The organism is Streptomyces sp. NRRL B-1347 (genome assembly GCF_000720325.1).
Classification (GTDB): Bacteria; Actinomycetota; Actinomycetes; order Streptomycetales; family Streptomycetaceae; genus Streptomyces.
In genome coordinates this window covers 1-19,939 of sequence record NZ_JOJM01000020.1, presented here as the reverse complement: position 1 = coordinate 19,939, position 19,939 = coordinate 1, and the positions used below count along the sequence as shown (strand labels likewise).

17 protein-coding genes are annotated in these 19,939 nt (G+C 72.9%); 10 read left to right on the top strand and 7 right to left on the bottom strand.

Annotated features, from left to right (window positions below; all coding sequences use genetic code 11):
• Nucleotides 1–56: 56 nt before the first annotated feature.
• Nucleotides 57–605: a hypothetical protein gene (locus IG74_RS0118695; RefSeq protein WP_030678043.1), complete on the bottom strand. Its 549-nt coding sequence runs from the start codon at nt 603–605 to the stop codon at nt 57–59.
• Between the two features lie 257 nt (nt 606–862).
• On the opposite strand from IG74_RS0118695, the gene recQ reads away from it, so the two are divergent.
• Nucleotides 863–2,719 carry a DNA helicase RecQ gene (gene recQ, locus IG74_RS0118690; protein WP_420709911.1) on the top strand — a complete coding sequence of 619 codons (1,857 nt, stop codon included), beginning with the start codon at nt 863–865 and terminating at the stop codon, nt 2,717–2,719.
• 103 nt (nt 2,720–2,822) lie between these two features.
• Here recQ and fahA read toward each other — a convergent pair whose 3' ends face one another.
• Nucleotides 2,823–4,133 carry a fumarylacetoacetase gene (fahA, locus tag IG74_RS0118685; RefSeq protein WP_030678039.1) on the bottom strand — a complete coding sequence of 437 codons (1,311 nt, stop codon included), beginning with the start codon at nt 4,131–4,133 and terminating at the stop codon, nt 2,823–2,825.
• A gap of 179 nt (nt 4,134–4,312) precedes the next feature.
• Here fahA and IG74_RS0118680 point away from each other — a divergent pair, with 179 nt between their 5' ends.
• Together IG74_RS0118680 and IG74_RS0118675 are read left to right on the top strand one after the other, a co-directional pair.
• Entirely contained in the window at nt 4,313–5,599 is a 1,287-nt protein-coding gene (locus tag IG74_RS0118680) for a hypothetical protein (protein WP_030678036.1), read from the top strand.
• A gap of 190 nt (nt 5,600–5,789) precedes the next feature.
• Nucleotides 5,790–6,992, top strand: a complete 1,203-nt coding sequence (locus IG74_RS0118675; protein WP_030678033.1) for an FAD-dependent oxidoreductase — start codon at nt 5,790–5,792, stop codon at nt 6,990–6,992.
• Between the two features lie 37 nt (nt 6,993–7,029).
• On the opposite strand, the gene IG74_RS0118670 is transcribed toward IG74_RS0118675, so the two are convergent.
• Nucleotides 7,030–7,290 (bottom strand): hypothetical protein, encoded by a 261-nt coding sequence (locus IG74_RS0118670; RefSeq protein WP_030678030.1) that lies wholly within the window; start codon nt 7,288–7,290, stop codon nt 7,030–7,032.
• Nucleotides 7,291–7,669: 379 nt separating this feature from the next.
• Here IG74_RS0118670 and IG74_RS0118665 point away from each other — a divergent pair, with 379 nt between their 5' ends.
• The 6 genes from IG74_RS0118665 to IG74_RS0118640 all read left to right on the top strand — a co-directional run bounded on the left by IG74_RS0118665 (nt 7,670) and on the right by IG74_RS0118640 (nt 14,617).
• Entirely contained in the window at nt 7,670–8,515 is an 846-nt protein-coding gene (locus IG74_RS0118665) for a Cof-type HAD-IIB family hydrolase (RefSeq protein ID WP_051855011.1), read from the top strand.
• Nucleotides 8,516–8,867: 352 nt separating this feature from the next.
• A complete protein-coding gene (locus IG74_RS0118660) occupies nt 8,868–9,878 on the top strand; it encodes a polyprenyl synthetase family protein (RefSeq protein WP_030678026.1) in 1,011 nt (336 codons plus the stop codon).
• 156 nt (nt 9,879–10,034) lie between these two features.
• Nucleotides 10,035–10,982 carry a CHRD domain-containing protein gene (locus IG74_RS0118655; protein WP_030678024.1) on the top strand — a complete coding sequence of 316 codons (948 nt, stop codon included), beginning with the start codon at nt 10,035–10,037 and terminating at the stop codon, nt 10,980–10,982.
• Between the two features lie 317 nt (nt 10,983–11,299).
• Entirely contained in the window at nt 11,300–12,508 is a 1,209-nt protein-coding gene (locus tag IG74_RS0118650) for a LolA family protein (protein ID WP_030678020.1), read from the top strand.
• Nucleotides 12,509–12,654: 146 nt separating this feature from the next.
• Nucleotides 12,655–13,635: an ABC transporter ATP-binding protein gene (locus IG74_RS0118645; protein WP_030678018.1), complete on the top strand. Its 981-nt coding sequence runs from the start codon at nt 12,655–12,657 to the stop codon at nt 13,633–13,635.
• Nucleotides 13,622–14,617: an ABC transporter permease gene (locus IG74_RS0118640; RefSeq protein WP_030678015.1), complete on the top strand. Its 996-nt coding sequence runs from the start codon at nt 13,622–13,624 to the stop codon at nt 14,615–14,617. The genes IG74_RS0118645 and IG74_RS0118640 overlap by 14 nt, the downstream gene beginning before the upstream one ends.
• A gap of 10 nt (nt 14,618–14,627) precedes the next feature.
• On the opposite strand, the gene IG74_RS0118635 is transcribed toward IG74_RS0118640, so the two are convergent.
• From IG74_RS0118635 to IG74_RS0118620, 4 genes are all read right to left on the bottom strand, one after another.
• Entirely contained in the window at nt 14,628–15,224 is a 597-nt protein-coding gene (locus IG74_RS0118635) for a flavodoxin family protein (RefSeq protein ID WP_030678012.1), read from the bottom strand.
• Between the two features lie 116 nt (nt 15,225–15,340).
• Complete coding sequence (locus IG74_RS0118630; RefSeq protein ID WP_030678008.1) at nt 15,341–16,294, bottom strand: M28 family metallopeptidase; 954 nt, start codon at nt 16,292–16,294, stop codon at nt 15,341–15,343.
• A gap of 219 nt (nt 16,295–16,513) precedes the next feature.
• Nucleotides 16,514–17,959: a hypothetical protein gene (locus IG74_RS0118625; protein ID WP_078868873.1), complete on the bottom strand. Its 1,446-nt coding sequence runs from the start codon at nt 17,957–17,959 to the stop codon at nt 16,514–16,516.
• 95 nt (nt 17,960–18,054) lie between these two features.
• Nucleotides 18,055–18,765 (bottom strand): hemerythrin domain-containing protein, encoded by a 711-nt coding sequence (locus tag IG74_RS0118620; RefSeq protein WP_051855010.1) that lies wholly within the window; start codon nt 18,763–18,765, stop codon nt 18,055–18,057.
• A 180-nt stretch (nt 18,766–18,945) separates the two neighbouring features.
• On the opposite strand from IG74_RS0118620, the gene IG74_RS0118615 reads away from it, so the two are divergent.
• Entirely contained in the window at nt 18,946–19,833 is an 888-nt protein-coding gene (locus IG74_RS0118615; protein ID WP_030677999.1) for a TIGR03619 family F420-dependent LLM class oxidoreductase, read from the top strand.
• Nucleotides 19,834–19,939: the final 106 nt, after the last annotated feature.

The following is a 19,939-nucleotide window of genomic DNA, read 5'->3' as shown; positions in this document are numbered from 1 at the left end:
GTCCGCGCGGGGCCCCGGCTCTCCTTCGGGAGGGCCGGGGCCCTTCGCGTGCGCCGTCAGGGGTGCGCGGGGCAGTGGACGGTCGGGTTCCAGGGGGAGAGCTTGCCGCTCGGGTTGTCCTTGTAGATCCAGGCGTGCAGGTCGTAGTGGATCGGCATGCCCGGGAAGTGCCCGTCCATCGGGCCGTCGAAGGGCTGTCCGAACAGGGACGGGCGGTCGTCGTCGGTGCTCTTGTCCTGGTCGGCGTCGTCGACGATCCACTCGACGGCTATGAGCTTGCGCTTCCCGTCGGCCGTGTCCTCGTAGAGCAGCGCGGCGGGCTTCGCCGGATCGACGGATCCGTAGTTCGCGGGGTTGATGTAGTGGTAGCCCATGCCGCCGAGGTCCGGGTCGGAGACGCACTCGTCGGTGCGGACGAAGCCGTCCTTGATCGCGAGCGGCTCGTACACGTACTTGGCGGTCGCGGCTTTGACCTTGGCCAACTGCGCATGCTGCGGGAGCGGCGGAGGCGCGGGTGCGGCCGCTCGCGCGGGCGCCACGGACAGGGCCAGACCGGCGGCCGCGGCCAGCGCGAGGGCGGCCTGGGCGGTACGGGGCAGAGGCATGGAGGGGCTCCTCGGGAGGTGCGGCGCGCTGGGGCGCCATGACCTGGGGCGGGCTCAGCCCCCGAGCCGCCACAAGGAGCAGGATCACCCCGGGCGGACCCGGGGGCCAGAACGCCTGGGCCATTGGACTGACCGAGGAGCGCCCGACGAGCCTGTGGATAACTTCCCTGGGTGTCGGCGCGGGCGCCTATCGTGGAGGCAGTGGTCGAGGTGCGACAGGCGGGGGCACGGCGATGAGCGGGAGCAGTGGGGTCGGCATGACAGAGGTGGTGGAGAGCGACGCGCTGCGGACGCTCCACCGGGTGTTCGGGTACGACGCCTTCCGGGGCGAGCAAGAGTCGATCATCGAGCACGTGGTGGCGGGCGGCGACGCGGTCGTCCTCATGCCGACCGGCGGCGGAAAGTCGCTGTGCTATCAGATCCCGGCCCTGGTCAGACCCGGCACGGGCGTGGTGGTCTCACCGCTGATCGCGCTCATGCAGGACCAGGTCGATGCGCTGCGGGCGCTCGGCGTGCGCGCCGGGTTCATGAATTCGACGCAGGACTTCGACGAGCGCCGCGTCGTCGAGGCCGAACTGCTCGCGGGCGAGCTGGACGTGCTGTATCTGGCGCCGGAGCGGCTGCGTCTGGACACCACGCTCAATCTGCTCTCGCGCGCGAAGATCTCCGTCTTCGCGATCGACGAGGCGCACTGCGTGGCCCAGTGGGGCCACGACTTCCGGCCCGACTATCTGGCCCTGTCCGTCCTCGGCGAGCGCTGGCCGGACGTCCCCCGGATCGCGCTGACGGCCACGGCCACCGACGCCACGCACCGCGAGATCACCCAGCGCCTGGCCATGCCGGACGCCAAGCACTTCGTCGCCAGCTTCGACCGGCCGAACATCCAGTACCGGATCGTGCCGAAGTCCGACCCCAAGAAGCAGCTCCTCACCTTCCTTAAGGAGGAGCACGACGGCGACGCGGGCATCGTCTACTGCCTCTCGCGCAAGTCGGTGGAGCAGGTCGCCGACTTCCTCAGCGCCCACGGCGTCGAGGCCGTTCCGTACCACGCGGGCCTGGACGGCGGCACCCGCGCCCGCCACCAGTCGCGCTTCCTCCGGGAGGACGGCCTGGTCGTGGTCGCCACGATCGCCTTCGGCATGGGCATCGACAAGCCGGACGTCCGCTTCGTGGCCCACCTCGACCTGCCCAAGTCGGTGGAGGGGTACTACCAGGAAACGGGCCGGGCGGGCCGCGACGGCCTCCCCTCCACGGCCTGGATGGCGTACGGCCTCCAGGACGTCGTGCAGCAGCGCAAGCTCATCCAGTCCGGCGAGGGCGACGAGGCCTTCCGGCGCCGCTCGGCGGCCCATCTGGACGCGATGCTGGCGCTGTGCGAGACGGCCTCCTGCCGCCGCGCCCAGCTCCTGAAGTACTTCGGCCAGGACCCGACGGCCACCGGCTGCGGAAACTGCGACACGTGTCTGACGCCCCCGGAGACCTGGGACGGCACGGTCGCCGCGCAGAAGGTGCTGTCCACGGTGGTGCGCCTGAAGCGGGAGCGCGGCCAGAAGTTCGGCACGGGCCAGATCGTGGACATCCTGCTCGGCCGCAAGACCGCCAAGGTCATCCAGTTCGACCACGACCAGCTCTCCGTCTTCGGCATCGGCGAAGAGCTGAGCGAGGCCGAATGGCGGGGCGTGGTGCGCCAGCTCCTCGCGCAGGGCCTCATCGCCGTCGAGGGGGAGTACGGCACGCTGGTGCTCACCGAGGACAGCGCCTCGGTCCTCGGCCAGCAGCGGGAGGTGCCGCTGCGCAAGGAGCCCAAGAAGCCCGCGGGGTCGGCGCGGTCCACTCCGCGGGGCGAGCGCAAGGCCAAGGCCGCGGCGGCCGTGGCCGAGCTGCCGGAGGAGGCGGTGCCGGTCTTCGAGGCGCTGCGGGCGTGGCGGGCGGCGCAGGCCAAGGAGCAGGGCGTGCCCGCGTATGTGATCTTCCACGACGCGACGCTGCGGGAGATCGCGGCGGCGCGGCCGGCCTCCGTCGACGAGCTGGGTGGGATCAGCGGGGTCGGCGAGAAGAAGCTGGCGACCTATGGGGAAGGGGTGCTGGAGGTGCTGGCGGGGGAGGGGGAGTAGGGCCTCGGCCCGCGCGGGCAGAGCAGGACCTCGGCCCGCGCGGGGCCGCCCACCCGCTCCCGAAGAGGGGGCGGATGGGCGGCGGCGCGAGCCAGGCGGGCGCTCAGCGCGCGGCGGCCACGCGGCCCGTCACCTCACCCAGGCCCACCCGGGTGCCGTCCGGGCCCGGGGCCCAGGCCGAGAGGGTCACCACGTCACCGTCCTCCAGGAACGTCCGCTTGCCGGAGGGCAGTTCGAGGGGGTCGCGGCCGTTCCAGGTGAGCTCGATGAGGGAGCCGAACTGGTCGGGCGAGGGCCCGCTCACGGTGCCGGAGCCGTAGAAGTCGCCGGTGCGCAAGGAGGCGCCGTTGACCGTCATATGGGCGAGCTGCTGGGCGGCGGTCCAGTAGACGGTGGAGAAGGGCGGGTTGGAGACGACCTCGCCGTTCAGGGTGACGGTGATGCGGAGGTCGTAACCGCCGAGCCCGTCGGACGCGGACTCGGCGGATCCGGCGGATCCGGCGGAGTCGTCCAGGTAGGGCAGGAGCGGCTCGGTGCGCTCCGGCGGGGCCACCCGGGCCGCGTCCAGGGCTTCGAGAGGCGTGACCCAGGCCGAGACGGAGGTGGCGAAGGACTTGCCGAGGAACGGCCCGAGCGGCACGTACTCCCAGGCCTGGATGTCACGGGCGGACCAGTCGTTGAGCAGGCACAGGCCGAAGACGTGCTCGCGGAAGTCGGCGAGCGGCACCGGCGTGCCGAGCGTGGAGGGCGTGCCGACGACGAAGCCGACCTCCGCCTCGATGTCGAGCTTGGCGGACGGGCCGAAGACCGGGGCGGCGTCGGCGGGTGTCTTGCGCTGCCCGGTGGGGCGGATCACGTCCGTCCCGGAGACCACGACGGTGCCCGACCGGCCGTGGTAACCGATGGGCAGGTGCTTCCAGTTGGGGGTGAGCGGGGCCGGTGCGTCGGGGCGGAACATGCGGCCCAGGTTCGACGCGTGGTGCTCGGACGCGTAGAAGTCCACGTAGTCGGCGACGTCGAAGGGCAGGTGCAGGGTGACGTCGGAGAGGGGGTGCAGCAGCGGGCGGATGGCGTCGCGGTGGGCGGGCACCGTCACCCAGGCGGTCAGGGCGCGGCGGACGTCGCTCCACGTCCGGCGGCCCGCGGCGAGCAGCGGGTTCAGCGTGGGCTGGGCGAGCAGGGACACGTAGGGCGAGCCGAGCGCGGCCGCGGCGGCCCCCGCGTCGAGGACGTACGAGCCGAGCCGGACACCGACGCGACGGCCCTCGCTGACGGGCGCGGACCCGGCCGCGGCGCCGGAAGCGGAACCGGGCGCGGGGGCGGCGGATCCCGCTGGGGAGAAGACTCCGTACGGAAGATTGTGCGGGCCGAAGGGGTCGCCCTCGGGGAGGTCGAGCGGATTCTGCTCGGACATGCGTTCCTGCCTCGCTTTCCAATCTGAGTGCCCCACACGTTACGTGGAAGCTCTGTATTCGGGCAGTGCCTAAAGAGTTAGCAATGTCCGGATAAACCGCGCATGGAGTGTTCAGTTCCGGCTTAGGTTCCTCGGGGGGACGCGGACGGGGTGGGTCCGGGTCAGTGCGATGCGGACGCATGGGGGGACCCGTGACCAATTCCAGCGGTGGTGTGCCATGCACGCCTGACCGTGAAGTGCCCGGACTGATCGTGAAGTTCGGCGACTATCCACTGCACCACGGCGGCGTGGGGGCGATCCGGAGCCTCGGCCGCATCGGCGTGCCGATGTACGCGATCACCGAGGACCGGCACACGCCCGCGGCCGTGTCCCGCTATCTCACCGGCGCCTTTCCGTGGCGCACCACCGGAGCGGAAGATCCGGGACATCTGATCGACGGACTGCTGCGGATAGGGCGGCGCATCGGCAGGCCGACGGTGCTCATCCCGACCGATGAGGAAGCGGCCGTCCTCATCGCCGAGCACCAGCGGGAGCTGAGCGAAACGGACTTCGGGGGCTTCCTGTTCCCGCGTGTCGACGCCGCCCTGCCGCGCCGCCTCGCCAGCAAGCAGGGACTGCACGAACTGTGCGTGGAGCACGGCCTCAGCTCGCCCGCGTCGGCGTGCCCGCAGAGCCAGGACGACATCGAGAAGTTCGCCGCGACGGCGACCTTCCCGGTGGTGGCGAAGAACCGCGAGGCGTTCCAGCGCCGCGAGCGGCCCGCCGTGCACGGCACCACCCGCATCGACACCGCCACCGGCCTGCGCGAGCTGGCCCGGGACTGGGGTGAGCGACCCGGGGTGATCCTCCAGGAGTACCTGCCGCGCGAGCAGGCCGAGGACTGGGTGGTGCACGCCTACTTCGACGACAACTCCTCGCCCCTCGCGCTGTTCACCGGGGTGAAGGTCCGCTCCTGGCCGCCGCACGCGGGCATGACGGCCAACGCGTACGTCGTCGACAACCCGGAACTCGCCGACCTCGCCGCGCGTTTCATCAAAGAGATCGGCTTCACCGGCATCATCGACCTGGACCTGCGCTTCGACCGGCGCGACGGTCAGTACAAACTGCTCGACTTCAACCCGCGCATGGGCGCCCAGTTCCGTCTCTTCGAGAGCGAGACGGGCATCGACGTCGTCCGGGCCATGCACCTGCACCTGACAGGCCGCGAGGTCCCCGAGGGCGACCAGCGCACCGGCCACCGCTATGTGGTGGAGAACATCGACCTGCCCGCGCTCATCGCCTACCGCCGCAGCGGGTACCTCACGCCCCACGCCCCCGCCCGGGCCAGCGGCACGGAGTTCGCCTGGCTCGCCGCCGACGACATGAAGCCGTTCTTCACGATGCTGGCGCGCTTCGTACGACCAGGTGCGATCCACCTGTACCAGCTGTGGCGGACCAGCCGGCGGGGCGGCACGACGGCGAGATGACCACCGCCCGCCCGCCCGACCAGGGGCACGGCGGCGAAGGCATCCCGGCGGGGACAGCACAGGGGAGCCCACAGGGGGATGCGGCAGGGGGACACGGCGGGGGCACAGCGGGGGACAAAGGAATACCCACGAGGTAAGACCGTGTGCCGTGCGACGGCGCGGCGCATGCGATGTCCTGGGGAGGGACTTCGTGAAGCAACCAGTAGCAGTCATCGGGGCGGGCCCCTACGGCCTGTCCACCGCAGCCCACCTCCGCGCCCGCGGCATACCGGTACGCGTCTTCGGCGACCCCATGGTCAGCTGGCGCTCCCACATGCCCGCGGGCATGCTCCTGAAGTCGACCCCGGCGGCGTCCAGCATCGACGCCCCGCAGCCGGGCCACACCCTCGCCGACTACTGCGCCGACGCGGGCATCCCACGGCTGCTCACGGACGAGGACATCATCCCGGTCGAAACGTTCTCCCAGTACGGACAGTGGTTCCAGGAGAAGCTCGTGCCCGGCCTCGAGCGGGTGCGGGTGGTGTCCGTCGAGCGCGGCGAGCGCGGCGGCTTCGAGCTCAAGCTCGACTCGGGGGAGCAGTTCACCGCCCCCGCCGTCGTCGTCGCCAGCGGTCTGACGGGCCTCTCGCAGCTCCCGCCCGCCCTGGCCGCCGCCGTGCCCGACGGGCCCTCGCCCGCGGGCCCCCTCTCGCACAGCGCCCAGCACCACGACCTGTCGCGGTACGCGGACACCGACCTCCTCGTCGTCGGCGCGGGCCAGTCCGCCCTGGAGACGGCCGTGCTCGCCGCCGAGGCGGGCGCCCGGGTCCGGCTCGTGGCCCGCGGCAGGGGCGCCATCGGCTTCGGCGCGCCCCCGTGGGAGCAGCCCAGGCTGCGCCCGGAGTCCCCCTTCGGCCGCGCCTGGACGCTGTACGCGCTGAGCTACCACGCCGACCTGTACCGCCATCTCCCGCCGGTGACCCGGCACTTCCTCACCCGCCGCGTCCTCGGCCCGCTCGGCGCCTGGTGGCTGCGCGAGCGCTTCCAGGACCGGGTCGACGCCCGCGAGATGCGACGCGTGGTGCGGGCCGAGACCCACGACGGCCGCCCCGTCCTGACGGTGGAGTCACTCGGCGGCCGGACCCGGGAGCTCACCGCCGACCACGTCATCGCCGCCACGGGCTACCGCGTCGACCTCGCGGCCCTGAGCTTCCTCGGCCACGGCCTGCGGGCCCACATGGCCGTCAGCCGCGGCACGCCCCGGCTCGGCGAGGGCTACGCCTCCTCGGTGCCGGGGCTCTACTTCACGGGCATGCTGGCCGGGTCGTCGTACGGGCCGGTGATGCGGTTCGTGTGCGGCACGGAGTTCGCGTCACCGCGGCTGGCCCGGCACCTGGCAGCCGCGTACGGCTGAGCGCCGGGCTCGGGCGCCGTGCCGCCGCCGCGGGTGGTCACTCGCCAGGGACCACCGGCATCGGGGCCGGCTCGGCCGCGCGCATGCGCTCCGGGGTCCAGTACGCCCCGGCCGCGCCCGGGGCGTGCTCGGCGGGCTCGCTGCGTACGGTGTCCGACTTCGCCCCCGCCCCGGGCGCGGCCGGGCGGCCGCTCCCGTCGGCGTCCGCGGCCGAGGCCTGCCAGGCGAGGCCCGCGGTGAGCAGCGCGAGGGCGGTCGCGGTGGCGAGGGCGAGCTTGCGGTTCTGCGGGAGGGCCATGTCGTTCCTTGCCTCAGTCTTCGTTCCGGGCGTATCGATACTCCTGTGACGTGGCCGGGCGCCGGGAGGTTCCGCCACCTGCGGAAGTTCCGGTGCGCGGAGCGCGCAGCGGGCGCGGGGGCCGGGCCAAGGCGCCGCGTCCACAAGGAGGTTCGGGGCCGCTGCCCGCGTCGTCGTGACCGCCGTACGGCCCGCCTCGTTCCGGTGAACCGGGAGCGGGCGGTCACGCTCGGCGCGCCTCTGCGCCCCCGGCGCGTACGAGCAGGGGACGTCGGCCGCACGACCTGGTGCATGCCGGGAGTGCGCCGGGCGCACCCAAAGCGTCACAGGTCCTGTGACACGGCTTACCGGTCGGGCTCAGATCCGTATTCTTCGGATCATGGCCGCTCCCCTCGCATATTCCCTCATCGCTACTGACCTGGACGGAACGCTGCTGCGCGGCGACGACACGGTCTCCGACCGCTCCCGCCGGGCGCTGGCCGCCGCGAGCGAGGGCGGAGCGCGGCACCTCGTCGTCACCGGACGCCCCGCGCCCCGCGTGCGCCCGCTCTTCGACGACCTCGGGTACGACGGGCTCGCCGTGTGCGGGCAGGGGGCGCAGCTGTACGACGCCGGGGCCGACCGCATGGTGTGGTCGGTGACCCTGGACCGGGAGCTGGCCGAGGTGGCGCTCGGCAAGATCGAGGCGGAGGTCGGCCAGGTCTTCGCGGCGGTCGACCAGGACGGCGCCGAGGGCCTGACCCTGATCGAGCCCGGGTACGAGATGCCGCACCCGACGCTGCCCGCGATGCGGGTGCCCGGCCGGAGCGTGCTGTGGGAGGAGCCGATCAGCAAGGTGCTGCTGCGGCACCCCACGCTGGCGGACGACGAGTTGGCGGCGGTCGCCCGGGGGGTCGTCGGGTCGCTCGCCACGGTGACGATGTCCGGGCCCGGCACGGTGGAGCTCCAGCCCTGCGGGGTCACCAAGGCGACCGGGCTCGCCCTCGCGGCGGAGCGGCTCGGCCTGCGGGCCGCCGACACGATCGCGTTCGGTGACATGCCGAACGACATCCCCATGTTCGCCTGGGCCGCGCACGGCGTGGCGATGGCCAACGCCCACCACGAACTCAAGGCGGTGGCGGACGAATTGACGCTGTCCAACGAGGAGGACGGGATCGCCGCCGTTCTGGAGCGGATGCTGGGTGCCGATGGCCGGAAAGCGGTGGGTGGCAGGCAGCGCGCGTAAGGGTACCCGGCAGGGTGCCGGGCGGCCGTCCGCTCAGGTGGCGCGGTCCGGCGTCGCGGGCCGTCGTGGGCCGCGCCACGGGGCGGCGGCGACGGTCGCGCGGAGGATGATCGGCAGGTCGTGCGGAGGCCGATTGGCATGTGGGGCGCTTCGCCCGCCAGGTGGTAAATCGGTCATTTCCTGTCTATCGGGCAGGCTGGTCCCCTCTGGTCGGGCAGGCGCTGGCTGTGATCGAAAGGCGACCGGATACGCTGACTTGAGTGATGGCAGCGACACATCGACAAACCGTGTCATCGACGAATGATCGACCGAGTGATCGACTTGTGATCGTCAGCAGACAGGAGAACCCCTCGTGACCGTCGTCGGGCCCTTCGGGCTGAGCGTGCGGGACCAGGCTCTCGAAGCCGATGTCCAGGCCGGATTGACGGCTGTCGAGGAGGGCCTGCTCGAGGCCACCAAGAGCGAAGTGCCCTTCATCACCGAGGCCGCGCAGCACCTCGTCCGCGCGGGGGGCAAACGTTTTCGGCCACTCCTGGTGATGCTGGCGGCCCAGTTCGGCGACCCGTATGCGCCCGGCATCGTGCCGTCCGCCGTGGTCGTGGAGCTCACGCACCTCGCGACGCTCTACCACGACGACGTGATGGACGAGGCCGATGTGCGCCGTGGCGTGCCCAGCGCCAACCAGCGCTGGGGCAACTCCGTGGCCGTCCTCACCGGCGACTTCCTGTTCGCGCGCGCCTCGCACATCCTGGCCGACCTCGGCCCCGAGGCCGTCCGCATCCAGGCCGAGGCCTTCGAGCGCCTCGTCACCGGGCAGATCCTGGAGACGGCGGGGCCGCGCGACGGGCGCGACCCGGTCGAGCACTACCTGGACGTCATCGGCGGCAAGACCGGCTCGCTGATCGCCGTGGCGGGCCGTTTCGGCGCGATGATGTCCGGCGCGGACGAGACGGTCGTGGACGTCCTGACCCAGTACGGGGAGCGGCTCGGGGTCGCCTTCCAGCTCGCCGACGACGTGCTCGACATCGCCTCCGACTCCACCGAGTCCGGCAAGACGCCCGGCACGGACCTGCGCGAGGGCATCCCCACGCTGCCGGTGCTGCGGCTGCGGGAGCGGGTGGAGCGGCTCGGGCTCGCGGAGGACGTCGCACTGAGCGAGCTGCTCGACTCCGACCTCACGGACGACGCCCGGCACGCCGAGGCGCTCTCGCTGCTGCGGGCCCACCCCGCGCTCGAACAGGCCCGGCGGGACACCGTGCGGTACGCGCAGGAGGCGCGGGCCACGCTGGCTCCGCTGCCCGAGGGGGACGCCAAGTCCGCCCTCGTCGAGCTCTGCGACCTGGTGGTGCACCGGGCGGGGTGATCCCCGCCCGACCCCGCTCCGACCCCCGCCCGGGGTGTGACGGGCGTCACAGGGAATTCCCGAGCCTGGATTGAGTCCAGGCTCGGATCCGTTCCGTACTCATGCCCAGAAGCTGACGCAGGGGGCGTTGGCTATGGAACGGGGAGATTTCACGTCATGGGCAGTATCACCACTTCTGCGAAGAACCGTCGGCGGACGCTGCTCGCCTCCGTGATCGCGGTGGCCGCCGCGGGCGCCGTGGTCACGGCCGTGCCTCCGGCGGCGGCGGACGGCCGCAGCGGTGGCTCCGGCGGATCCCTCCTCGTCGCGAGCTTGAACGGCGCCAACGAGGTGCCCGTGCCGGGCGGCCCCGCCGTCGGCGACAAGGACGGCGCCGCGCTCCAGTTCGTACGGATCAAGGGCGACAAGGTCACCGTCACCGCCACGTGGCGCGGCACGGACAGGCCGACCGCGCTCCACATCCACCAGGGCGGCAGGGGCACGAACGGCGGCGTCAAGGTCGACTTCACCCAGCTCCTGGCGAACGCGGAGCACCGGCGGGTCACCGGCACCGTCAAGGTGCGCGACGCGGCCCTGCTCAAGCGTCTGAAGGCGGACCCCAAGGGCTTCTACGCCAATCTGCACACAGCGGAGTTCCCCGGCGGAGCCGTCCGCGGGCAGCTGCACAAGGTCACCGCGAAGGTCGGCGCGGGCGCGGCGGCGCGCGGCTTCCAGGCCTCCGTCGTCAAGGGCAAGCAGATCTACCAGTGCGCCAAGGGTGCGGACGGGAAGTTCGCCTTCGCCCAGCGCGACGTGCGCGCGACGCTCGGCGGCCGCATCGCGCACGACTTCGTCGCCCCCAACTCCGGTACGCCGCGCTGGCGGGCCCCGGACCGCAGCGCCGTCACCGGAAAGCTGATCTCCAAGACGCCGAACGGCGCGAAGAACATCCCCGAGCTCGACCTCAAGGCCGAGCAGGCCGGGCGGCACAGCGGCCTCCTCGCCCACACCGTCGAGATCCTGCGCCTGAACACCGTGGGCGGCGTCCAGCCCGCCGGCGCGTGCAGGCCCGGCGCGATCGTCTCCGTGCCGTACGGGGCGGACTACGTGTTCGTCCAGCGCTGACCCGGCGCGGGGCCCCTTGAACCACTGTGCGGACGACCGACCCGGCAGACCCCCGGCGGGCCGGTCGTCACCTCCAGGGCGGCGCCTCCCCTTACGGGACGGGGGAGGCGCCGCCCTCTTTTGTCATCCCGTAGCAGTACGCGGAGTTGCTCCCGCGGTCTGACGCTTCCCGCTGGCCGATTTGGTCGGATGGAGACAGTCGAAAGGCGAACAGGGACCACCACTCCTGACCAATTCGGGTGAGAATGGCGGCGCGGGGTGGACGAGCGCGTGTACGAAACGGAAAGCCGCCGCCGACCACGGAGGTAAGGCACACAATGGCACCGTACGAACCGGAGCAGGGCACGACCGACGCCGAGGAGCTGAGCGCGGGTCGCCGCAAGGCGGCGCGCTACCTCGTCCCGGTCGCGGTGGCGGGGGTGGCGGCGGCGACCATCGGGCTGGTCCCGGCGCTCGCGTCCGGCGGCGACCCGGACCTGCCGAAGCTGACCGCACAGGAACTCATCGAGAAGATCGCCGCGTCGGACACCGAGCAGCTGTCCGGCACCGTGAAGATCAACACGGATCTGGGCCTGCCGTCCTTCGGCGGCGGCGCCTTCGCGCCGGGCGGCGCGGGCGGTGGCGGCGGGGCGGACGGCGAGGGCTCGGCCGCCGACCCGGCGGCCAAGCTGATGGAGCTGGCGTCCGGCTCGCACACGCTGCGCGTCGCGGCGGACGGCCCCGACAAGCAGAAGGTCTCCGTCCTGGACGACGCCGCCGAGTACAGCGTGATCCGCAACGGCGACGACGTATGGGCGTACGACAGCGCGTCGAACGAGGCGCACCACACGAAGGACACCGGAAAGCACGGCGACCGGGCCGGCGAGAAGGGCGACCTGCCGAAGGACGTCCCGTCGACGCCCAAGGAGTTCGCGCGGGAGGCCCTGAAGGCGGCCGACAAGACGACGTCGGTGAAGGTCGACGGCAGCGCGAAGGTCGCGGGCCGCGACGCGTACCGCCTGGTGCTCAAGCCGAAGGACTCCGGCACCACGGTCGGCCAGATCACCATCGCGGTCGACGCCAAGACGGGTACGCCGCTGAAGTTCACGCTCACCCCGGCGAGCGGCGGCGCGGCGGTCGTCGACGTCGGCTTCACCAAGGTCGACTTCGCCAAGCCGTCCGCGGCCACCTTCGACTTCAAGCCCGCGAAGGGCACGAAGGTCACCGAGGCGGACGGCAAGGCGGGCAAGCCCGGAGCCGGTGCCTTCAAGGGCGCGGAGCCCGAGGTCAACGTCATCGGCGAGGGCTGGACGTCCGTCGCCGAGCTGAAGCTGCCCGGCGGCCAGGGCCTGCCCGCGTCCGGCTCCGCCGACGTCCCCGCGGACGCCCAGCGGTTCCTCGACTCGCTCGGCGACAAGGTCAGCGGCGACTTCGGCTCGGGCACGGTCTTCAAGACCCGCCTGATCAACGCCCTGGTCACCGACGACGGCAAGGTGTACGTGGGCGCGGTGACGAAGGACGCCCTGGTGAAGGCGGCGAACCGCTGAGCGTGGGCCATTGACGGACGACAGGGCGGCGGGCCGGGGGGGCGACACCCCCCGGTCCGCCGCGGCGGTGCTCGGCCCCTGACCCCACCGGCGGCGCCGAGCCCGGCACGACCACCGGCCGGCGGCCGGACGACAGGAGGAAACGGGTGCCGAGCACCGACGGGGACCCGCGCGGCAGCGCACGCGGCGACAGCGTGATCGAGACCTCCGCGCTGACGAAGCGGTACGGCAAGCACCTCGCCGTGGACAGACTGAGCCTCGTCGTGCCGCGCGGCAGCGTCTTCGGCTTCCTCGGGCCCAACGGCTCGGGCAAGACCACGACCATCCGCATGCTGATGGGCCTCATCGAGCCGACGTCGGGCCGGGCTTCGGTGCTCGGCAGGCCCATGCCGCGCGCGCAGCGCACCGTGCTCCCGCGCGTGGGCGCGCTCATCGAGGGCCCGGCCCTCTACGGCTTCCTCTCGGGGCGCGAGAACCTCCGCAGGTACGACGCCGCCGACCCGACGGCGGACCCCCGCACCCGCAGCGCCCGCGCCGAGGCCGCGCTCGACCGGGTCGGCCTGACCGCCGCCGCGGGCAAGAAGGCCAAGGCGTACTCGCTGGGCATGAAGCAGCGGCTCGGCCTGGCCACGGCGCTGCTCCAGCCGCGCGAGCTGCTGGTGCTCGACGAGCCGACGAACGGCCTCGACCCGCAGGGCATGCGGGAGATCCGCTCGCTGGTGCGGGAGCTGGCGTCCGACGGCACGACGGTCTTCCTGTCCTCGCACCTGCTCGACGAGATCGAGCAGGTGTGCACGCACGCCGCGGTGATGGCGCAGGGCCGTCTGATCACCCAGGGCCCGGTGGCCGACCTCGCCGCGGGCGCGCGGGGACGGCTCGTCGTGACGACGCCGGACACCGCCGACGCCGCCCGGGTCCTGAAGGAGCACGGCGTCGCGGACGTCGTCGTCGAGGAGGACCGGGTGACGGGCGAGCCACCGGGTACGGACCGCGTCCCGGAGCTCGCCGACGTGACCGCCGCATTGGTCGACGCGGGCGTCCGCGTCCGCGGCTTCGGCGTCGAACGGGCCTCCCTGGAGGACGCGTTCGTGGCGCTGACGGGAGAGGGATTCGATGTCGCGGGCTGAAGTGACACCAGGGAACGGCACGACAGCAGAGGCCGGTATGACATCAGGGACCGGTATGACACCAGAGACCGGCGTGACGGGCGGGAGCCACACGGGGAAGGGGAAGGGAAAGGCGGGCGGCGCGCCCCGCACGCCCAGCCTCCTGTGGAGCCTCGGCCTGTTCCGCAGCGAGCTGTCCGTGACCTTCCGGCGCTGGCGCACCCTCGCGCTGCTCGCGGTCCTGGCCGCCGTGCCGATCCTCGTGGGCATCGCGGTGAAGATCGAGACCAGCGACGGCGGTTCGGTCGGCGCGGGCGGCCCGGACGGCGAGGGCCCCGCGTTCATCGCGCAGGTCACCAACAACGGTCTGTTCCTGGTCTTCACGGCGCTCGCCGCGACGCTGCCGTTCTTCCTGCCGATGGCGGTCGGCGTCGTCGCGGGCGACGCGATCGCGGGCGAGGCCAGCGCGGGCACGCTGCGCTACCTCCTGGTCGCGCCCGCGGGCCGCACCCGGCTGCTGCTCGCCAAGTACGCGACCACGCTGGCCTTCTGCGTGGTCGCGACCCTGGTCGTGGCCGTGTCGGCGCTCGCGGTCGGCGCCCTGCTCTTCCCGCTGGGGGAGGTCACGACGATCTCCGGCACGCGCATCAGCTTCACCGACGGGCTGTTGCGGGCGCTGCTCATCGCGCTCGTGGTCGCCGCCTCACTGATCGGCGTGGCGGCGCTCGGGCTCTTCGTGTCGACGCTGACGAGCAGCGGCATCGCCGCGATGGCGACGACGGTGGGCCTGCTCATCACCGTCCAGATCGTCGACCAGATCCCGCAGCTGCACGCTGTCCACCCGTACCTGTTCCCGCACTACTGGCTGTCCTTCGCCGACCTCGTGCGCGACCCGGTCTACTGGGACGACCTGGTGAAGAACCTCGGCCTTCAGGCGCTGTACGCGGGCGTGTTCGGCTCGGCGGCGTGGGCGCGGTTCGGGGCGAAGGACATCGCGAGCTGACCGGCGCCGGTCACTCGGTGTCGTACGGGTAGCGCGCGAGCGGCGGCTCCTGGGCGAAGAACGTCTTGGCGCGGGCCAGCGCCTCGGTGTCGTCGAGCACCTGCCCGGGCCGGGTGCCGTTGCCGAGCAGGACGCCGCCGAAGCGCATCGGGAAGTACGCGGCCGAGTAGCGCAGCGTGCCGATCAGCGGCTCCGCGACCTCCTCCTCGCGGTGCGCGAGCGTGGTCACGCCCCACAGGGTGCGGCCCTTCATGGTGTCCTGGAAGCCGAGCTCCGGGACCTCCAGCCAGGCGTCCCAGTAGTCGAGGTAGCGCTTGACGGAGGCCGAGACCGAGTACCAGTACAGCGGGGACACGATGACGATGTCCGTGGCGTCGAGCGTGGCCTCCAGGAGCAGGGCCTCGGTGTCGCCGACGGGCAGCGGGCGGGCGCGCTCGTGCGACGCGTGGTGGCGCAGGTCCTGGAAGTCGGGGAGCGGGTGGTCGGCGAGGCTGAGCCAGCGCTGCTCGACGTCCGGGGGCAGCTGCTCGGCGGCCCTGCGGGCCAGGAGCTCGGTGTTGCCCTCGGGGCGGGCGCTGCCGAGGACGAACAGGAACGTGCGGGTCATGGGGCCCCCTGGGCAGTGCGACGAATCCTTGCGCGTGCACTATATGCACGCGCAAGGATCTCCGTCCAGGGATGGTCATCGCCTACGGGGCGAGGGTGCCCCGCTCCCGCCGGGAGCTACTGCGACAGGCCCCACACCGCGTACGCGACGGCGTCGCTGTTGCGGTCGAGCGCCGTGTTGTTGATGTTCGCCGTGGTGTCGCACGACGAGTGGTAGCAGCGGTCGAAGGCCTGCCCGGCCGTGCCGCCCCACTTCTGGGCCTGGGCCGAGGTCTTGGCGGTGCTGGCGCCCGTGAAGACGCCGCCGACCGGGACGCCCGCGTTCTTGAACGGGGTGTGGTCGGAGCGGCCGTCGCCCTCGCGCTCGGGCTCGGTGCCGATGTTCAGACCCGCGTAGTAGCTCTTGAAGGTCCGCTCGATGGCCGGGTCGTCGTCGTAGACGAAGTAGCCCGGGTTCGGCGAGCCGATCATGTCGAAGTTCAGATAGCCCTTGATCTTCGAGCGCTCGGCGGCGGGCAGGTTCCGCACGTGGTACGAGGAGCCGACGAGGCCCAGCTCCTCCGCGCCCCACCAGGCGAACCGCAGGTGCTTGGTGGGCTTGTACTGCTCACGGGACACGGCGAGGGCGGTCTCCAGGACGGCCGCGGAGCCCGAGCCGTTGTCGTTGATGCCCGCGCCGCGGCTGACGCTGTCGAGGTGCGAGCCCGACATGATGACCTGGTTGGGGTCGCCGCCGGGCCAGTCGGCGATCAGGTTGTAGCCGGTGCGCCCGCTGGACGTGAACTGCTGGACGGTCGTGGTGAATCCGGCGGCGTCCAGCTTGCCCTTGATGTAGTCGAGCGAGGCCTTGTAGCCCGCGCTGCCGTGCGCGCGGTTGCCGCCGTTGGCGGAGGCGATGGACTGCAGCTGCGAGAGGTGGGCCTTGACGTTGGCCACGGGGATGTCGGGGGCGGCGGCGCGCGTCGGCGCCGTGGTCCCGGTGGCCGCGGTGGATATCGCGCTGGTCGTCAGGAGCGCGGCGACGGCGATGGCGGCCGCCGTCGCGCCGCGTCCGGGTACGGAGAGTCTCATGTGGGGGGCTCCGGCTTCTGTGTGGTGAACCCCGGGTGGATTCCCGGGGCGCACATCCCGAGTTGAATTTCGAATGAGCCTGGAGTGCCCGATGGTGGAGGCGTGTTGAGTTCACGTCAAGAGCGGGATCCGGACGCGTAGTTCCGCATTCCGTGCGCTCTTCGGGTGCGTGTGGGGGGATCCGCGGGGGCGCGCCCGACGGCCGGTACGGGGCAGCCGTCAGGGCCGTACGTACACGACCCAGCCGGACGAGTACGTATCCGGAACCGGCACCCGGGTCCAGGACCGGGCCCAGGCCGGTGCCGGGGCCGACCTCATGACCAGGGCATCTGGCCGTCGTTCGGCTCCGCGGGGCGAGGGCTCGCAGTCCGCGGCGTACGCGAGCGGAATCACGGACGTGTTGCCGCCGAGCAGACAGGGCGCCCGTACGCCCTGCTCGTGCAGGACCCCGGCGACCCGCGCCCAGTCGCGCCGCGCGGACTCCTGGACGCGGTGGTTGGCGGCGACCGTGGTCAACTGCACGGTCAGATGGGCCGCCAGGGCCAGGACGAGCGCGCCCACGGCGAGCTCCCGCAGCCGCGCGCGCCGCGCCACCCGGACCGCCGCGAGCACCCCGAAGGCGGCGGGCACCGCGAACAGCGCGTGCGTGGGCAGCAGGAACCGCGGCGCGGTGTACGGCACGACGAGCACGTACGGCAGCGCGACCGAGACCCCGACGGCCACGGCGAGCAGCCCCCCGGCGGCCGTGCGCCGAAGCCCGCGCACCGACCACAGGCCGAGCGGCACCAGGACGGCGAGCAGCAGCCACCACTCCAGGGCGGTCGGCCGCACCCCGTCGCCGGAGCACGGGCGGCACAGCAGCGGCCCGTCGATGACGGTGAACAGGTGCAGCGCGGAGTCGGTGAGCCGGAGCCCGCCCTGGACTTCGCTCGCGGAGCTGAGACGTTCGCGCACGCCACCGAAGCGAACGTGGGCCTCGATCGCCCAGGGCAGGAAGCCCGCCGCGAAGCCGGTGAGGGCCGCGGCCGCGCGGGCGTACGAGCGCCACCGCGGCACCAGGGCCGTGGCGAGCAGCAGCGGTCCGGCGACGGCGGCCCCGTCGTTGGGCCGCATGAGGGTCGCGAGGGCGAGGCCGCCCGCGACGCCCGCGCAGGTGCGCGCGGTGGGGCGGCGGTGCAGGAAGAGGCCGACCGCGCCGGTGGCGCCCATGGCGGTGTAGTGGTTCGGCATCGCGGCGTTCGCGTAGAACAGCGCGATCCACAGGCTGCCGTACAGGCCCGCGGCCACCGGGGCGGCCTCCGGGCGGTCCGGCGCGGCCCGCACCCAGGGGCGGAAGCCGAGGTAGAGCGCGGCGCTCGCGAGCAGCGTCAGCCAGGCGCGCAGCAGGACGACCGAGTCGCTCCAGGTGGCGACGGGGGCGAGGAGCAGCGGCACGCCGCGGGTGCGGGGCGCGCTGAACGGCACCCCGGCGCCGGGTCCCGCGAACGGGCCGAAGCGGCTCGCGTAGACGAGCTCGTCCCAGCCGAGCCGCAGGCCGAGCGGGACGAGGACGAGCGAGGTGAGGGCGAACAGCGCGCAGACGGCGAGCAGCAGCCGGTGGGCACGCTGTTCGCGGTCGCGACGCGCGGAGCGCCGTGCTTCCTGTTTCCTCAAGTCGAGCGCCACTCGACAACCGTAAGGAATACGGGCAATCCGGCGGGAGTACGCCCGCCGCCGGGCGTGGCCCGCCCTGTCGTGAAAGCGGCGCCGCCGCCCGGCCGTCAGGAGGTCGGGCCGAAGACCTCCACCTCGTGCTCGGCGTACACCCGGAACACCGTGTCGGCCAGGGCGGACGCCGTGCCGCCCGGGGTGAGGACGCGCAGGTCGTCGACCGTGGCGAACGACAGCAGCCAGGCCCGCAGCCACGGCGCGTGCTCGAGGGGCGTGGCCGCGCGGATCCTGGCCTCGGCGGCGGCGTAGGCAGCGGCGCTGACGTGCCGCGTGATGACCGGGAACAGCTCACGCTCCTCAGCGGCGATGTGCTCCACGAGGGCCACGCGCTGCGCGTCGAGGGCGTCGGCGAGGCGGCGGGCGTGCCGCGCGGGGTCCTCGCCGAACAGCGTGGCGGCCCAGTCGCAGGCGTCCTGGAGCGGGTCGAGGGCCGTGTGGTCCTCGGTGAGCGAGGCGAGGTCGGCGACACCCTCGGCGGAGAGGCCCTCGACGAAGGAGCCGTCCGTCAGGGCCTGTTCGACGGCGGCCGCGATCACCGGCCACAGGATGGCGTCCTCGTTCTCGTGGTGGTGCCGGACGCCGACGTTGTAGCGGTGCACGTACGCGGCGATGGAGCGGGCCCACGCGCCGGACACCGGGCGGCCGGACTCGGCGATGCCGTCGGCCAGCGCGGCCAGGCGCTCGATGTCGCCGGTCAGCGCGCGGTGGGCGAGGCGGATGCCGGTCAGGTCGGGGGCGGGGGCCAGGGTGCGGTTGGTCATGGGGAGACTGTGGCGGGGACCGGTACGGAACCGGTCAACAGCCGTTAAACGGCAAAGCCTCCTCCGGGTGGCGGGTGGCGGGTGGCGGGTGGTGCGGCCGGTGGTGCTTGCGTGGCTGGTGGCGCGGGTCACACGTGGGGCTACGCGGTCCGGGGCCTTCCCCGCACCCAGGATGGGCGCATGCACATAGGTATCGCCCTGCCGCAGTACGGCACCCATGCCCGGGAAGAGTCCGTCGCCCCCTTCGCCCGGGACGCGGAGGCCGCCGGGTTCGACTCGCTCTGGGTCGGGGACCGCTCGCTCACGCCGGTCGCGCCCAGCGACCTGTACCCGGGCCACACTCCGGAGAACCCGTACCCGCCCGAGTACAAGACCTTCATGGACCCCCTGACGGTCCTCACCGTCGCCGCCGCCGCGACCACCCGCGTACGGCTCGGCACCAGCACCCTCAACGCCCCCTGGTACCCGCCGCTGCTGCTCGCCCGCTCCCTGACCACGCTCGACCGCGTCAGCGGCGGCCGCCTGGACGTGGGGCTCGGCATCGGCTGGCTGCGCGACGAGTACACGGCCGTGAATGCGGACTTCGGCAAGCGCGGGGCGCGGCTCGACGAGATCCTGGACGTCTTCGCGGGCATCTGGACCGAGGAGACCTTCGGGCACGACGGGCCGCACTGGCGCATACCCCGTTCCTACGTCGGCCTGCGGCCGGTCCAACAGGCCGGTCCTCCGGTGTACTTGGGCGGCTTCAGCCCCGCCGCGATGGCCCGCGTCGGCCGCCGCGCCGCCGGCTGGGTCGGGGTCACGCTGCCGCCCGAGGCCCTCGCGGGGCTGTGGACCGTCGCACGCCGCGCGGCGGAGGGCGCCGGGCGCGACCCCGACGCGTTGCGCCGCGAACTCCGCCACAACCCCAAGCCGGGGGCTTCGGCGGAGGAGATCGCGGGGGTGCTGCGCGGGGTCCGGGGGGCCGGGGTGGAGGGGTGTTTCGTGGACTTCCAGCAGTGTGTACGGGGGCCTGAGGAGGCGCTGGAACTGGGCTCCCGCGTACTGACCCTCGTCCGGGCGGGCTGACCCCGGGGCCCTGCCCCGCCCGGGCCCCTGGCGCCCCCGCCGGGCCCTGGTGCCCCCGCCGGGCCCTGGTGCCCCCGCCGGGCCCTGGTGCCCCCGCCGGGCCCTG

Coding starts and splice junctions, on each gene's coding strand:
- IG74_RS0118695 (WP_030678043.1), bottom strand. CDS start 605: ATGCCTCTGCCCCGTACCGCCCAGGCCGCCCTCGCGCTGGCCGCGGCC.
- recQ (WP_420709911.1), top strand. CDS start 863: ATGACAGAGGTGGTGGAGAGCGACGCGCTGCGGACGCTCCACCGGGTG.
- fahA (WP_030678039.1), bottom strand. CDS start 4,133: ATGTCCGAGCAGAATCCGCTCGACCTCCCCGAGGGCGACCCCTTCGGC.
- IG74_RS0118680 (WP_030678036.1), top strand. CDS start 4,313: ATGGGGGGACCCGTGACCAATTCCAGCGGTGGTGTGCCATGCACGCCT.
- IG74_RS0118670 (WP_030678030.1), bottom strand. CDS start 7,290: ATGGCCCTCCCGCAGAACCGCAAGCTCGCCCTCGCCACCGCGACCGCC.
- IG74_RS0118665 (WP_051855011.1), top strand. CDS start 7,670: ATGGCCGCTCCCCTCGCATATTCCCTCATCGCTACTGACCTGGACGGA.
- IG74_RS0118655 (WP_030678024.1), top strand. CDS start 10,035: ATGGGCAGTATCACCACTTCTGCGAAGAACCGTCGGCGGACGCTGCTC.
- IG74_RS0118650 (WP_030678020.1), top strand. CDS start 11,300: ATGGCACCGTACGAACCGGAGCAGGGCACGACCGACGCCGAGGAGCTG.
- IG74_RS0118640 (WP_030678015.1), top strand. CDS start 13,622: ATGTCGCGGGCTGAAGTGACACCAGGGAACGGCACGACAGCAGAGGCC.
- IG74_RS0118635 (WP_030678012.1), bottom strand. CDS start 15,224: ATGACCCGCACGTTCCTGTTCGTCCTCGGCAGCGCCCGCCCCGAGGGC.
- IG74_RS0118630 (WP_030678008.1), bottom strand. CDS start 16,294: ATGAGACTCTCCGTACCCGGACGCGGCGCGACGGCGGCCGCCATCGCC.
- IG74_RS0118620 (WP_051855010.1), bottom strand. CDS start 18,765: ATGACCAACCGCACCCTGGCCCCCGCCCCCGACCTGACCGGCATCCGC.
- IG74_RS0118615 (WP_030677999.1), top strand. CDS start 18,946: ATGCACATAGGTATCGCCCTGCCGCAGTACGGCACCCATGCCCGGGAA.